The following is a 14,254-nucleotide window of genomic DNA, read 5'->3' as shown; positions in this document are numbered from 1 at the left end:
TCAACAACAGGTGCTTATGTTTCCCCAATGTAAATTTTCACGCGCGTTTTTGCATCCGCGCTATTGGCTCACGTGGTTTGGCGTCGGTGTGCTCTGGTTACTGGTACAACTTCCCTATCCCGTATTATGTTTTCTTGGTACCCGTACAGGAACACTGGCTCGCCCATTTTTAAAGCGCCGTGAATCTATTGCACGTAAAAACCTCGAACTCTGTTTCCCCAATCTGTCGCAGGAAGAAAGAGACAAACTGGTCGATGAGAACTTCCGTTCACTCGGTATGGGACTGCTTGAAACAGGCATGGCCTGGTTCTGGCCGGATCACCGGGTTCGCAAATGGTTTGATGTAGAAGGGTTAGACAACCTTAAACGCGCCCAGATGGAAGGCCGTGGCGTGATGGTTGTAGGCGTACATTTTATGTCGCTGGAATTAGGTGGCCGCGTAATGGGGCTTTGCCAGCCGATGATGGCAACCTATCGCCCACACAACAATAAGTTGATGGAGTGGATCCAAACCCGCGGTCGTATGCGTTCCAACAAAGCCATGATCGGCAGAAATAATCTGCGTGGCATTGTCGGCGCCCTGAAAAAAGGGGAAGCGGTATGGTTCGCTCCCGATCAGGACTACGGCCGTAAAGGAAGCTCGTTCGCGCCCTTCTTCGCTGTCAAAAACGTGGCAACCACCAATGGTACTTACGTGCTGTCACGACTATCGGGCGCAGCGATGCTGACCGTAACCATGGTGAGAAAAGCAGATAACTCAGGTTACCGCCTGTTTATCACACCACAAATGGAAGGTTACCCGGCAGATGAAAGCCAGGCTGCGGCTTATATGAATAAAATTATCGAAAAAGAGATCATGCGCGCGCCCGAGCAGTATCTCTGGATCCACCGTCGCTTCAAAACCCGCCCCATGGGTGAAGCCTCGTTATATATCTAAAAAGAAAGGCCTTACGGCCTTTCTTTTTGTCTGTGGCTGAATTACTTAACACCCCACTCGTTCTGTAGTTCAGCCATACGCTCATTGTAGTTACGAGCAATACAGGCTGGTTTATCCTGCTCTTTCCAGCACTCGTTTCGTCCTTTAACCCAGCCGCGCTGCTCCGCTTTCAGCGTTGGGTTATTTTTCGATTTAACCAACGCCTGTTTGTAGACCCCGTTCAACTTAACATCCAGCGCGGAGAGTGATGGACTCTGGCAAATAACCTCTTCAATACTTCCCTTTGCCACCGCTGAGCAAGAGAAAGAAGGACCGCTGTGGGTCAATTTTTCCCCCGGAGCATAGTCAATATTGTCTTCAGGCTGACAAATGCCGTGCTTACGATTTGGCCCTGTCCATGAAACTTCCGGGTTGCCGTCATCTTTACGGGAGATGGAAAGCGTATTTTTCCCGCTTTTGGCTTCCCAGTAGTTGTCATTGAAGCTCTTTACGGTTGCCTTTGAGCCATCAATCCAAACGTTGCCTTTACCATCACTATTCACACCACCAATACTTGCGCAGCTGAAATTAAACGCCAACGGAGAGGCCGCCATCGACGCCACTGGCGTAAGAACGAGTGCTAACATCATTAATCTGGTCATTTTTAACCTTTTCATTATTGAATTCCGCGAAAAATTAACCGTATTCATATTATGGTGATATGAGAATTCTCCGACTAATCATTACGTCGCTCAATAGCAATTTATTACCGGCAGAAATTAAACTGTCGCCGAATCACGACACTTGTAAGTTATTAAAATTAAATAGAAAAATGCCTCTTGTCTCACCTCATTTTTAGGCGTACATTAGCGCCGTCTGGAGCACTAAAGCTCAGAATTCTGAGGTGATGCCGCCAGGCAAACGAGGGATATTCTCCATTTCGTTTGCGCGTGCATCAGCTCTCTGTCAGGTAAGCATATGTTCATTCAGACGTACCCAGGTACGCGGAGAGATGAAAAGTGAAATATTTCTTTATGGGCATTTCTTTTATGGTCATCGTTTGGGCCGGTACGTTCGCCCTGATGATCTAAATAAAAGACGCAGCAAAAAAACAGGAGCCATCAGGCTCCTGTTTGCTTTTGGGGATCTCACGATTGGTTAGTCGGTACTTTCAATAGCCGATTTCGCACTGGCAGGCAGTAAGCCATCTGCGCGAAACATCGCTTTGATGCCGCGGATCGCCTGGCGGGTACGGTCACGGTTTTCAATTAAGGCAAAACGCACGTGTGTATCACCATAATCACCAAAGCCAATCCCCGGCGAAACGCATACTTTCGCTTCGTTCAGCAATTTTTTGGCAAACTCAAGTGACCCCATCGCGGCATATTGCTCAGGAATTTTCGCCCAAACGTACATTGAGGCCTTTGGCATCTCAACCATCCAACCGGCCTCATGCAGCCCTTTAACCAGCACATCGCGACGGCGTTTATACTGCTCGGCAATATCCCGTACGCATTGCTGATCGCCTTCCAGCGCCGCGATTGCCGCAACCTGCAACGGTGTAAACGTCCCGTAATCGTGATAGCTCTTGATGCGCGCCAGCGCATTGACCAGCGTTTTATTGCCGACCATAAAACCGATACGCCAGCCCGCCATGTTGTAGCTTTTCGACAGGGTGAAAAATTCAACCGCGACATCACGAGCGCCTGGTACCTGCATAATCGATGGCGCTTTCCAGCCATCGTAAACGATATCGGCATAGGCGAGATCGTGAACCACCAGCACGTCATAGCGTTTAGCCAGCGCGACGACTTTTTCGAAAAATTCCAGCTCGACGCACTGTGCTGTCGGGTTGGACGGGAAACCTAAGATCATCATCTTCGGTTTCGGGTAGCTTTCACGGATCGCGCGCTCCAACTCATTAAAGAAATCGACACCTTCCACCAGCGGCACTGACCGTACCTGCGCCCCGGCAATCACCGCGCCATAAATATGGATCGGATAGCTCGGGTTGGGTACGAGAACCGTATCACCATGATCGAGCGTTGCCAGCATCAGGTGCGCCAGTCCCTCTTTGGAACCAATAGTCACAATCGCTTCGGATTCGGGATCAATTTCAACGTCATAGCGTTCCTGATACCAGCGGGAAATCGCCCGACGCAGACGCGGGATGCCGCGAGACGTGGAATAGCCATGCGTGTCCGGGCGCTGCGCCACGGTACACAGTTTTTCAACAATGTGAGGAGGTGTGGCCCCATCCGGGTTCCCCATACTGAAATCGATAATATCTTCGCCGCGCCGACGCGCAGCCATTTTCAGTTCAGCTGTAATGTTAAAAACGTAAGGGGGAAGGCGATCAATACGCGTAAAGCGACGTTCAGGGCGGGAGTCAGCCATAATATCCTCAGATTAACGTTAGCGCCCGGACCGTCCGAGCGACGCTGCCACGATGGTGGCACGTTTAGAAAATAGCCTGAATAATTTCCTTCTGTCGAGAGGCAAAACAAAATATTTTTTTCGACACAAATGAGGAACAGGAAAACATAATGAGGAAATATTCATTTTCACACACAGCTAAAAATTACCATCATTTAACATTTTGTTGTTGAAAACATTACCTTGCTCTTTGCGCTTAGAAGACAGGTATTGTAAATACAACAACAATGCAACAATCCCCTTTTAATATTAAGGTTTTTCCTCATTAGCCGCAGACTGCGCGGGCGCTGGTCATCCAGACTCAGGTTGCCTATCATAGAGGTTTAACCCCTGCGCAAGAGTCACCCGTGCACGAAATATTTAATATGCTGCTGGCGGTATTTGACCGGGCAGCGCTGATGCTGTTTTGTCTGTTTTTCCTGATTCGTATCCGCCTGTTTCGCGAACTGTTGCACAAGTCAGCTCACTCCCCGAAAGAGTTGCTCGCCGTCACCGCGATTTTCTCGATGTTTGCCCTGTTCAGTACCTGGTCCGGCGTACCGGTTGAAGGCTCACTGGTTAACGTACGTATTATCGCGGTCATGTCAGGGGGAATTCTGTTCGGTCCGTGGGTCGGCATCATTACGGGGCTCATCGCCGGCACCCACCGCTACCTGATTGATATTGGCGGCGTCACCGCCCTACCCTGCTTTATTACCAGTATTCTGGCCGGCTGCATTGCCGGGTGGATCAACCGTAAGATCCCCAAAGCGCAGCACTGGCGCGCAGGTATTTTAGGCGGAATGCTATGCGAATCTCTGACCATGATCCTCGTCGTCGCCTGGGCACCCACCACCGAACTGGGGCTGGATATCGTCTCGAAAATCGGTATCCCAATGATCCTGGGCAGCGTCTGTATTGGCTTTATCGTTATGCTGGTTCAAAGCGTGGAAGGTGAGAAAGAAGCCAGCGCCGCGAAGCAGGCCAAGCTGGCGCTGGATATCGCCAACAAAACCCTGCCGCTTTTCCGTCACGTCAACAGCGAGTCGCTCCGCCAGGTATGCGAGATTATTCGCCATGATATTCATGCTGATGCCGTCGCTATTACCAATACCCAGCACGTTCTGGCCTACGTTGGCGTGGGTGAACTGAATTACCGCGATAACGATGATTTCGTCAGCCCTACCACGCGACAGGCGATCAATTACGGTAAAATCATCATAAAAAACAATGATGAAGCGCATCGGACACCGGAAATACACTCCATGCTGGTGATCCCGCTGTGGGAGAAAGGCGTTGTTACCGGCACGCTAAAGATCTACTACTGTCACGCTCACCAGATCACCTCCTCATTGCAGGAAATGGCCATCGGCCTGTCGCAAATTATCTCGACTCAGCTTGAGGTTTCTCGGGCGGAACAGTTACGCGAAATGGCAAATAAGGCAGAGCTAAGAGCACTGCAGAGTAAAATAAATCCCCATTTCCTGTTTAACGCCCTGAACGCTATTTCCTCGTCGGTGCGGCTTAACCCGGACACTGCGCGTCAGCTCATTTTTAATTTGTCGCGCTATCTTCGCTATAATATTGAATTAAAAGATGATGAGCAGATCGACATCAAGAAAGAGCTGTATCAAATCAAGGATTACATCGCCATCGAACAGGCCCGTTTTGGCGACAAGCTGACGGTTATTTATGATATTGATGAAGAGGTAAGCTGTTATATTCCCAGCCTACTGATTCAGCCGCTTGTTGAGAACGCCATCGTCCATGGTATTCAACCCTGCAAAGGGAAAGGCGTGGTCACCATCAGCGTTGCAGAGTGCGGGAACCGGGTACGGATTGCCGTGCGGGATACCGGTCATGGTATCGATCCGAAAGTGATTGAACGGGTCGAGTCCAATGAAATGCCGGGTAATAAAATTGGCCTGTTGAATGTGCATCATCGCGTTAAGCTGCTCTACGGTGAAGGATTACTGATCCGCCGTCTGGAGCCAGGCACAGAGATTGCCTTTTATGTGCCTAATCAGCACTCGCCCGCAGCCGCACCGGCCACATTATTGCTTTAACCAGGAGTGAAGTCGTGAAAGTCATCATTGTCGAAGATGAATTCCTGGCCCAACAGGAACTAAGCTGGCTGATAAAAGAGCACAGCCAGATGGAGATTGTCGGTACATTTGACGACGGTCTTGACGTGCTGAAATATCTCCAGCACAACCGCGTTGACGCTATTTTTCTGGATATCAATATTCCCTCGCTGGATGGTGTACTGTTGGCGCAAAACATCAGCCAGTTCGCGCATAAGCCCTTTATTGTGTTTATTACCGCATGGAAAGAGCACGCTGTAGAAGCTTTCGAACTGGAGGCCTTTGACTATATTTTGAAACCGTATCAGGAATCACGCATTGTCGGCATGCTGCAAAAGCTGGAGGCCGCCTGGCAACAGCAGCAAGCGGGAACCTCACCATCTGGCCCAGCGCCCCGTGAAAACGATACGATCAACCTGATCAAAGATGAGCGGATCATCGTAACCCCGATCAACGACATCTACTACGCTGAAGCCCATGAAAAGATGACGTTCGTCTATACCCGGCGCGAGTCGTATGTGATGCCAATGAACATCACCGAGTTTTGCAGCAAACTGCCTGCTGCGCATTTCTTCCGCTGCCACCGCTCATTCTGTGTGAATTTGAATAAAATCCGCGAGATCGAACCCTGGTTTAACAACACCTACATTTTGCGCTTAAAAGACCTGGAATTTGAAATCCCGGTGAGTCGGAGTAAAGTGAAAGAGTTCAGACAGTTAATGCACTTATAGCGCAGAGAAAGAGCAATGAAAGAGCCAGGCCTGCCCGCCGACCAACAGTTTTTTGCCGATCTGTTCAGCGGCCTGGTGTTAAACCCGCAGCGTCTGGGGCGCGTATGGTTCGCCAGGCAACTAGCCACATTACCGACCGGCAGTTTATGTATTGACCTGCCCCGCCTGGATATCGTGTTGCGCGGAGAGTACAGCAACCAACTGGAAAAACAGCAGCACAGCCTGGCGGAAGGCGACATGTTGTTCATCCCGGCGAAAGCGGCGAATTTACCAGGCAGCGATAAACCGGTGATGCTCTTGAGCCTGGTATTTTCACCGGCCTGGCTGGGCCTCTCTTTTTATGACAACCGAACCGCATCGCTGCTACGTCCCGTACGTCGCATTGAGTTACCGCATCCGCAGCGCGGTGAAGGCGAGGCGATGCTTACCGCATTAACCCATTTAAGCCGCTCACCACAGGCCCAGGATATTATTCAGCCGCTGGTGCTGAGCCTGCTGCACCTGTGCCGCAGCGTGGTAAACACCCGGCCTGATATAGCGCGCCCGCGCTCTGAATTTCTCTATCACAGCATATGTAATTGGGTCCAGGACAACTATGCCCAGCCGCTGAACCGGGAAAACGTAGCGCATTTTTTCAATATCACACCGAATCACTTATCAAAAGTATTTACCCAGCATGGCACCATGGGATTTGTTGAGTATTTGCGGTGGGTGAGAATGGCGAAGGCGCGCATTATCTTACAGAAATATCATTTGTCGATTAGCGAAGTCGCACAGCGTTGCGGGTATCAGGACAGTGATTATTTTTGCCGCCTGTTCCGCCGTCAGTTTGGCCTGACGCCGGGCGAGTACGGCGCCCGTTTTCAGTCAGCACGTTGATTGAGGCAACACCAACGCGTTAGTCATATCCACTTGTATCGTTGTAAAATAATGCCCTTTCGCGCATAACGTGCAGGCTTACTCAACAAAGTGAATATTCGATGAAAAACAGACGTGCACTTTCCCTGATATGTCTTCAGATGCTGGAATCAGGTGCGGATCGTCGGACCGTAAAAAGAGCGCTCACCGCCCGACGCGTAAAAGGTCGCCAGGCGGTAGTACTGCTCTGCAAACAAGAGATGACGTTGTTAAGGGCCGGGAAACTGTCGATTCAACACACCGCGGATTAATAAAATTCCTCTTGTAAAAGCGTTTTGCCCAGCCTGCAATCCCATTACCGTAGGCTGGAAAACGCTCCTCACAGTGGCGTTTAAAACGTCAGTTCCGCCTGCAGCAACGCCAGAATGCTTTCGGCATCGGTCGCGGCAAACAACGACTGGCGGAACTGCTTGTTCACCAGCTTACGCGCCAGCTGCGAGAAGACCTTCACGTGGTTAATGCCTTCATCAGCCCCCAGCGTTAGCATGATCACCAGCTCAACATCGCCCATCTCGGACTGCCAGTCTATCGGCTGAGCAAGCCGGGCAATGCTGATACTGGAATGGTTGATCCACTGGGATTTAGTATGTGGGATAGCAACCCCGAAACCAACGGCAGTAGTCACTATCTCTTCGCGCTGCCAGACATCTTCCTCCAGCTCAAACGGATGTTCGGTGCGTCCATTTACCCCAAGATTGCCACATAAGAACTGGATCACCTGCTCTTTGTTGGCAAGAGGCTCGCCAACAAAAATATTCTCCAGCGCCAGTAGCGGGCGCACGTCTTTCTGCGGTGCAAACTGGTTCAGCAAATCTTCTATCTCCTGAGCACTGCGACACTCGCAGGCCTGCATAGCGAGTTCGCGACACGCCTGGCCGTCAAGTTGACGAAGCTGACTTTTCACCGCCGGGATCCGTGGGCTGCTCATACTTAACTCGTCAAGCCCTAAGCCCAACAGCAGCGGTAGGTAACGACTTTCCCCGCCCAGTTCACCGCAAATGCCTACCCATTTACCGCGTTCGTGCGCCACGCGGATAATCTGCTGCAACATCCGCAAGAACGAGGGCGTAATCGGGTTATATAGCGGCGACACGCGAGGATTATTACGATCGACAGCGTACAGATACTGGGTCATGTCATTTGAACCAATGCTGAAGAAATCCACCTCGTCACAGAAGTGGTCGATGATGTAACACACCGACGGTACTTCAACCATAATCCCCAATGAAATTGTCGGAGCATGACGTAAACCCTCCGCTTTCAGCTCCACCAGCGCTTTTTGCAATTCGCTTTTTACCCATAAAATCTGGTCGAGGCTGTGCACCATCGGGATCATCAACTGCGCATTACCGAAGGTGGCCGCGCGTAAAATGGCGCGCAACTGCGTGCGAAACAGCCCGGCAAATTCGGGATAAATCCGCACCGCGCGATAGCCCAGGAACGGATTTTCTTCTTGCGGAATATTGAGATAACGGATGTTCTTATCGCCGCCAATGTCCATCGTGCGAAAGATAACCGGCTTGTCGCCTGCAGCCAACAACACCTGTTGGTAGGCTTCAAACTGTTCCTGCTCGTCGGGAGCGCTGTCGCGATCCATAAACAGCATTTCTGTGCGAAACAACCCAATCCCTTCCGCGCCATTGGCAAACGCCCCCGGCGCTTCCAGCGCGGTGCCAATATTCGCTGCAACGTCAATTCGTTGATTATCTTTGGTTAACGCGGGCTGGGCGGCGTCAAGCGCTTGCCGACGCTGGCATTCATCAGCCAGCTTCTGCGCAATCGCGTAGTAGCCGCGAACGGCATCGTTTGGATTAATGGCCAGGACGCCACATCGGGCATCCAGTACCGCGGGTTGCCCGGCATAGCGGCTAATCGCGTCCAGCGGCAAGCCGCTAAGCACCGGAATTGCCGACGCCCGAGCGAGGATCAGCGTATGCGAGGTGCGCCCTGTTTTCTCAAGGATCATGCCTGACAGATGCTGCAAATCGAGGCTCAAAAACTGACTGGGCGTCAGATCTTCAGCAACCAGAATCGTTGGTTTTTCCAGCACCAGCGCATGGCGTGGCCGCTTTTCAGGCCAGGTAATGTGCAACAATTGTTCGCTGATATCACGGATGTCGCTGACGCGTTCGCGCAAATAATCGCTGCCGGAAGCCGACAGCTTATCGCATACTTGTTCCATATTGGTGATAATCGCCGCCCCTAACCCCAGATGCTGCTCGAGCATTAATCGGCGAATATTCCCGGCGAACTCATCGTCCTGAATCAGAGACAGATGCGCGCTGAGAATGGTTTTACTCTCACCATCGCGCTCGCGGAGTTGCTGATTGAGCAGCTCCGCCAGCGTCGCCAGACTGTGCTCCAGCCTGGCGTTGTCTTCCGCACTCGCCGCAATCGCGCGATAGCTCTCCAGATTATCACTCTGCCACAGCGTGAGCTGACCTGCCCCCACGCCGCCTGCCAGCACGGTGCCATACAGCAAATCCGGGTTGAGCCGAATCAGCGAACGCGGCAACGGATGCGCCGCCAGTTCCGCCGCCCCAGGCTGAACGCTGTCGCTGTCGATAAACCGCTGCTGAATGTACTCCTCCAGCGCCCGTCTGGCCTGTTCTTCATCATGACCGGTGATGGTTAAGCTACAGCTGTCGTTAAACAGCGTCCCGGTGCCAATCAGCGCCAGCGAGCTTTTCGCATCCGCTTTGGCGTTTTGACGATGGTTGAAAAACATCACCTCACTTTGCCACTGGCTACACTGCTCTTTCAGCTCCCATGCTGGACGCGCATGCAGGCCATTGGGTAACGGGCAAAGAAATTGAATCGTTAGCATAACAACTCCTGATTAGCGCGAAATCAGCACCTGAAATCCGTCAGATGAGCCACGGTTTCGCACGTAAGATGTGAAATAAGCGCCGACAGCAACTGCTGCGTCTGGATGATGTCACGACAGTCGGCAATCGATGCCGCACAGTGCCCATGCCGTGTGGCTGGCCCCATAACAACCGTCGGGATCCCCGTTCCGCTGACGTGTACAGCCCCGCCATCGGTGCCGCCATTACTGAACATATCGAGCTGTAACGGTATACCCGCGTCAGCGGCCACACTTTCAATCCATGCCGTCAGCTTTGGCGGCGCAATCAGCGATTTATCGCTCAGCACCAGCATCGGGCCTTTGCCGAGCTGTCGGTGGTTGGCCGCGCCACAATCAAAATTTTTCGCCCAGCAGGCGGTGTCCAGCACGATCGCCACATCGGGGGCAACTGCACGCGCGGCCGTTTGCCCTCCGCGCAGTCCAACTTCCTCACTGGAACTGGCTACCAGCCACACCTCGCAAGGGAGATCGGCGCCATGCCATTCGCGCAGCAGCGCGACCAGCAAATAACATCCAAGCCGGTCATCAAAGGCTTTGCCCATGACGCGTTGGTGCGGCAAAACCTGAAAAGTCGTGTCAAAGGTAACGCGATCGCCTGGGTGCACGCCGGCCTGAAGTACTTCGTCATAAGACCGTGCGCCAATATCCACCCGTAGCGCATTCACCTCATTGCCACTGCGATCTCCGTCGAGCAGGCCCGGGATTTTGCTCTCTTCGCGAGTGGTAATTCGCACCGGCTGCAACTGTCTGGCCGCCATACGCACATTTCCCACCGGCAAGACATCGATCGCCCCGTCACTGGAGACACTGCGCACAATAAATCCCACTTCATCCATATGCGCACAGATCATTACCTTCGGACCGGTTGATTCATTCAGGCGGATCAACACCGATCCTAACCCATCGAAGCGCACTTCTTTGTGCAGACGATCTGCTTCTTCGAGCAAGATCTGCCGCACCTCCTGTTCTGAGGAGGCGATCGCATCAGCCTCGCTCAGCGCCTTCAGTAGCGATAAGTCCATCACGCCTCTCCCGTGTGTAACAATGTTTTCGCCATGGTGTAGAGCACCTCGCCGCCGTCTGGCGTAACCAGTACCACGTCCTCAATACGTACTCCGCCCTGCCCCGGCAGATAAATACCTGGCTCAACGGTGAGCAGCATTCCCGCCACCAAAGGTGTCGAATCGGTGGGCGAAAAACGTGGGTTTTCATGGACCTCAATGCCGATAGCGTGTCCGGTATTGTGACCAAACTCATTACCATAGCCCGCCTGCGTAATAACTTGCCTGGCGGCGGCGTCCACCTCATGGCAACGTACACCGGGTCGAATTGCCGCCACCGCCGCCAGTTGCGCTTCCAGAACAACCTGATAAATCGAAAATAGTGCGCTTTCTTCTGCAGATTGGTTGGCGTCGGGTATGCGAAACGTTCGCGTCATATCCGAACAATACCCCTGATACTGTGCGCCAAAATCCAGCGTAATGAACTCACCCGCCTCGACACGCTTGTCGCTGGCTTTGCCGTGCGGCAGCGCCCCGCGCCAGCCGCTGGCGACAATGGTGTCAAAAGAGGCTTTATCTGCGCCGAGCGTACGCATGTACCACTCCAGTTCGGCGGCAATCTCGCGCTCACGCAGACCAGGTTTAATAAAACGCCGTATGTGCTCAGCGCTGAGGTCGGCAATCCGACAGGCTTCTCGGATACAGGCTATTTCCTGTGCCGTTTTCACCTGCCGAAGCACGTCCGGCACGGCGCTCACCAGTCTTCCATGCAGTTTGTCTGCCCATGTCTTTGCCGTTTCCCAGCTTACCTGCTCGCCTTCGAACCCCACCGTTTGCAGCTTTTCGTCAGCAATGATGTGATTCACCCGTGAATACAACGTCTGCGTGCCATCGAGGAGATGGATCTGGTAGTCCTGAGTACGCGTAGCGACATCGGTGTAATAACGGGCATCGACGAGGATATGCGCGCTTTCATGGCTGATAAACACATACCCTGAACTGCTGGAGATCCCCATATGCGGCTGTTTATTCTGTCGCGATGACAGCAGCATCGCATCAAGATGTTGCGCCGTCAGCCAGTCACGCAGCGAGGCAAGTAAGCTCATGGTTACAATCCTTTTGATCAGAGGCTTTCAATCAGCAATTTGCCTTTGCGGTACATCAGATGACGCAGGAACACCACCATCAGCGCGGTAATCACCGCACCTAACAGGATCCCTGCCATATAGACACCGAGATTGGTCACCAGCGGCCATGCCCAGATCGCCGACTCAGGGAACCACTGCACCGCACCCAGCCAGACGGCAGCCGTCGATCCGACAATGGCGCCAACCATGTAGGAGGGAATTGCTGTGATGGGGCTTTCCAGCGCAAACGGGATAGCCCCTTCGCTGATGCCCATAAATGCGAGGAACATTGCCGTTTTTCCCTGCGGGTAGAGCTGGGCGCTGAACAGACGCTTACCCGTTAAGCGGCGGTCAAGCAGCGTTGCCAGCCCGAGGCCAATCGGCGGAATAACAATCGCAATAGAGCGCGCGGTGACCGGCAGAACGTGATCGGTGGTAAAGCTGAAGGCGACAAATCCAGCGGCTTTATTAATCGGCCCGCCGAGGTCAATCGCTGTGGCCGCGGAAATCCCCATCGCATACATCAGCGTGCCTTTCTCTCCTGCTGCAGTCAGCAGAGTACGGATGCCGCCGTTGATCCAGCCGCCAAACGGCGTGATCACGTAATACATCGCCAGCATGACGAAAATGGCAGAGAGAATGGGCAGCAAAAAGGTGGTCTTGAACGCCAGCAGGAAATCAGGGAGCTGGATTTTTTGGTTCATCCATTTCACCAGATACCCGGCAACAATCGAGATAATTAGCGCGCCAATAAAGGTAGAGGGTACGGGTGCACTGGTTACCCATTGCAGCGTTGATGGGTCAAAATTCAGCAGCTGCGTAGGCTGAGTAGACATCAGCCCACCGATGAACCCCGCCGGAAACGCCAGCTTGCCGCCGATGGAGTTGGCAACGAACGCGGCAAACATCGGAATAGCAAAACCAAACAGCACGCCGCCAAAAGATTGCGACAGCCAGGCAAACTTCAATAATGAGAGATTAAAACCGGTAAATTTTCCGCTGTTCAGCGCATCCATGATGCCAGTGTCAGCAGGAATATCGAGCCAGCTATAAGCGATCAGTTGCGAGAAGGCGAGAATTACCCCGCCCATAATTAACGTCGGCACCATGCGTGAAATACCCGACATCACATGTTGCGGAAGTTCGCCCCAGAAGCTGTTGCGGGAGGCCGGTGGATTTTTTATTGCCGCTGCCGCACCAGATGCGCCAGGCACAACGGTTGCACTGCGTTTTTTAATGGCCATACGTAGTTCCCTGTCGATGATTATTGTTGTTCAGCGGCAACCATCTCTTCGATCTCTTTAATGATGCCGGCCGCATTTTTTATCGCGTCCTGTAGCGTAATTTCGTAGACATCACGCGACTCAAAACGCTCGTTATCTTCCGGAGTTACGGCAACTGAATGGATGATTAACGTCGCCTCAGCAATATCCTGCGCCGTCAGACGATTTTGAATTCCGTCAGCGCCCTGAGTTTCGATTTTCACTTCATAACCGGCTTCAACCGCCGCTTCTTCCAGAGCCTGCGCCGCCATAAAGGTGTGAGCCAGCCCCATCGGACACGCACAGACAGCAATTAATTTTTTGCTCATATTCATTTCCTCGTAATAGTTAACGAGAGAAATTATGGTCCGAGGCAAGTAGCGACCGTTATCAGACAAATAATGCTTTTACTGGACATATAATCCAGCAATCAGGAAGTGTGACGAAGGTCGGAAAGCTGGGCGGCAGGCATAAAAAAACCGCGTCAGAAGCGTAATGCTTGTCAGTTAAGCATTATGGAGAGCATGTGATTCCGACTCAGGGTTCCGTTCACTTCAGCTTTTCACTTTTCTGAAGCACAGGTACCCGTGAACGTGCAAGGGAGGCTCACCGCCGCCTCCCTTGCAACCCAGGCTCCTGGCGGGAAAATCGTCGCGATGCGATTCATTCGTCTTATGCCGTCTGCCTGTCGGGTCGGGGGCGAGCCTGCGTCCATGCAGGCCGTCCCCTCTGCCCGCATCCCTGCGGGCAGACCCGGTCAGCCGTCAACGACTCATCGATTTTCAGCCGGACCGGAGTCATCGCTTCAACGCTCTGACTTCCAGTTAAATCTGTTTTGCTGTTTAAACAAAAAACGCAAATGGTCAGGTGTGGGCTGGTCCGGCGGGAAAATTGCCGACGTTTTTCCGTAAGGCCGGGAGAGCCAGCATGG

General features: G+C 52.6%; 13 protein-coding genes. 6 read left to right on the top strand and 7 right to left on the bottom strand.

Annotation, left to right across the window (positions count from 1 at the left end):
• Nucleotides 1–16: 16 nt before the first annotated feature.
• On the top strand, nt 17–937 hold the full coding sequence (lpxP, locus tag FDX11_RS12480; RefSeq protein WP_042306988.1) for a kdo(2)-lipid IV(A) palmitoleoyltransferase: 921 nt from the start codon (nt 17–19) through the stop codon (nt 935–937).
• Between the two features lie 41 nt (nt 938–978).
• On the opposite strand, the gene FDX11_RS12475 is transcribed toward lpxP, so the two are convergent.
• Nucleotides 979–1,593 carry a lysozyme inhibitor LprI family protein gene (locus FDX11_RS12475; protein WP_079223252.1) on the bottom strand — a complete coding sequence of 205 codons (615 nt, stop codon included), beginning with the start codon at nt 1,591–1,593 and terminating at the stop codon, nt 979–981.
• Nucleotides 1,594–1,935: 342 nt separating this feature from the next.
• Here FDX11_RS12475 and ypdK point away from each other — a divergent pair, with 342 nt between their 5' ends.
• On the top strand, nt 1,936–2,007 hold the full coding sequence (gene ypdK, locus FDX11_RS12470; protein WP_010723117.1) for a membrane protein YpdK: 72 nt from the start codon (nt 1,936–1,938) through the stop codon (nt 2,005–2,007).
• Nucleotides 2,008–2,074: 67 nt separating this feature from the next.
• Here ypdK and alaC read toward each other — a convergent pair whose 3' ends face one another.
• Entirely contained in the window at nt 2,075–3,313 is a 1,239-nt protein-coding gene (alaC, locus tag FDX11_RS12465) for an alanine transaminase (RefSeq protein ID WP_042306985.1), read from the bottom strand.
• A 386-nt stretch (nt 3,314–3,699) separates the two neighbouring features.
• Here alaC and FDX11_RS12460 point away from each other — a divergent pair, with 386 nt between their 5' ends.
• The 4 genes from FDX11_RS12460 (at nt 3,700) to FDX11_RS12445 (ending at nt 7,315) form a co-directional block, all read left to right on the top strand.
• Nucleotides 3,700–5,397, top strand: a complete 1,698-nt coding sequence (locus tag FDX11_RS12460; RefSeq protein ID WP_137366402.1) for a sensor histidine kinase — start codon at nt 3,700–3,702, stop codon at nt 5,395–5,397.
• Nucleotides 5,398–5,411: 14 nt separating this feature from the next.
• The gene (locus FDX11_RS12455) at nt 5,412–6,146 is read left to right on the top strand and encodes a LytTR family DNA-binding domain-containing protein (protein WP_042306983.1); all 735 of its coding nucleotides are present in this window, start codon (nt 5,412–5,414) and stop codon (nt 6,144–6,146) included.
• Between the two features lie 15 nt (nt 6,147–6,161).
• Nucleotides 6,162–7,025 (top strand): helix-turn-helix domain-containing protein, encoded by an 864-nt coding sequence (locus FDX11_RS12450; protein ID WP_061382148.1) that lies wholly within the window; start codon nt 6,162–6,164, stop codon nt 7,023–7,025.
• Nucleotides 7,026–7,126: 101 nt separating this feature from the next.
• Nucleotides 7,127–7,315, top strand: a complete 189-nt coding sequence (locus FDX11_RS12445) for a hypothetical protein (protein ID WP_079223248.1) — start codon at nt 7,127–7,129, stop codon at nt 7,313–7,315.
• 80 nt (nt 7,316–7,395) lie between these two features.
• Here FDX11_RS12445 and ptsP read toward each other — a convergent pair whose 3' ends face one another.
• The 5 genes from ptsP to FDX11_RS12420 are packed head-to-tail and all read right to left on the bottom strand — an operon-like array spanning nt 7,396 to nt 13,652.
• Nucleotides 7,396–9,891, bottom strand: a complete 2,496-nt coding sequence (gene ptsP / locus FDX11_RS12440) for a phosphoenolpyruvate--protein phosphotransferase (RefSeq protein ID WP_137397998.1) — start codon at nt 9,889–9,891, stop codon at nt 7,396–7,398.
• A gap of 23 nt (nt 9,892–9,914) precedes the next feature.
• Nucleotides 9,915–10,955, bottom strand: coding sequence for an aminopeptidase (ypdE, locus tag FDX11_RS12435; RefSeq protein ID WP_061382150.1), 1,041 nt, complete (start codon nt 10,953–10,955; stop codon nt 9,915–9,917).
• Complete coding sequence (ypdF, locus tag FDX11_RS12430) at nt 10,955–12,040, bottom strand: aminopeptidase (protein ID WP_137397997.1); 1,086 nt, start codon at nt 12,038–12,040, stop codon at nt 10,955–10,957. Before ypdF ends, ypdE begins: the two co-directional genes overlap by 1 nt.
• Nucleotides 12,041–12,057: 17 nt before the next feature.
• The gene (locus FDX11_RS12425) at nt 12,058–13,305 is read right to left on the bottom strand and encodes a PTS fructose transporter subunit IIC (protein WP_042306972.1); all 1,248 of its coding nucleotides are present in this window, start codon (nt 13,303–13,305) and stop codon (nt 12,058–12,060) included.
• 20 nt (nt 13,306–13,325) lie between these two features.
• A complete protein-coding gene (locus tag FDX11_RS12420; RefSeq protein ID WP_003028254.1) occupies nt 13,326–13,652 on the bottom strand; it encodes a PTS fructose transporter subunit IIB in 327 nt (108 codons plus the stop codon).
• Nucleotides 13,653–14,254: the final 602 nt, after the last annotated feature.

It is taken from the genome of Citrobacter sp. wls714 (genome assembly GCF_005281025.1).
Taxonomy (GTDB): Bacteria; Pseudomonadota; Gammaproteobacteria; order Enterobacterales; family Enterobacteriaceae; genus Citrobacter; species Citrobacter werkmanii.
The sequence above is the reverse complement of the archived record's forward strand: the minus strand, read 5'-3'. Positions and strand labels throughout refer to the sequence as shown.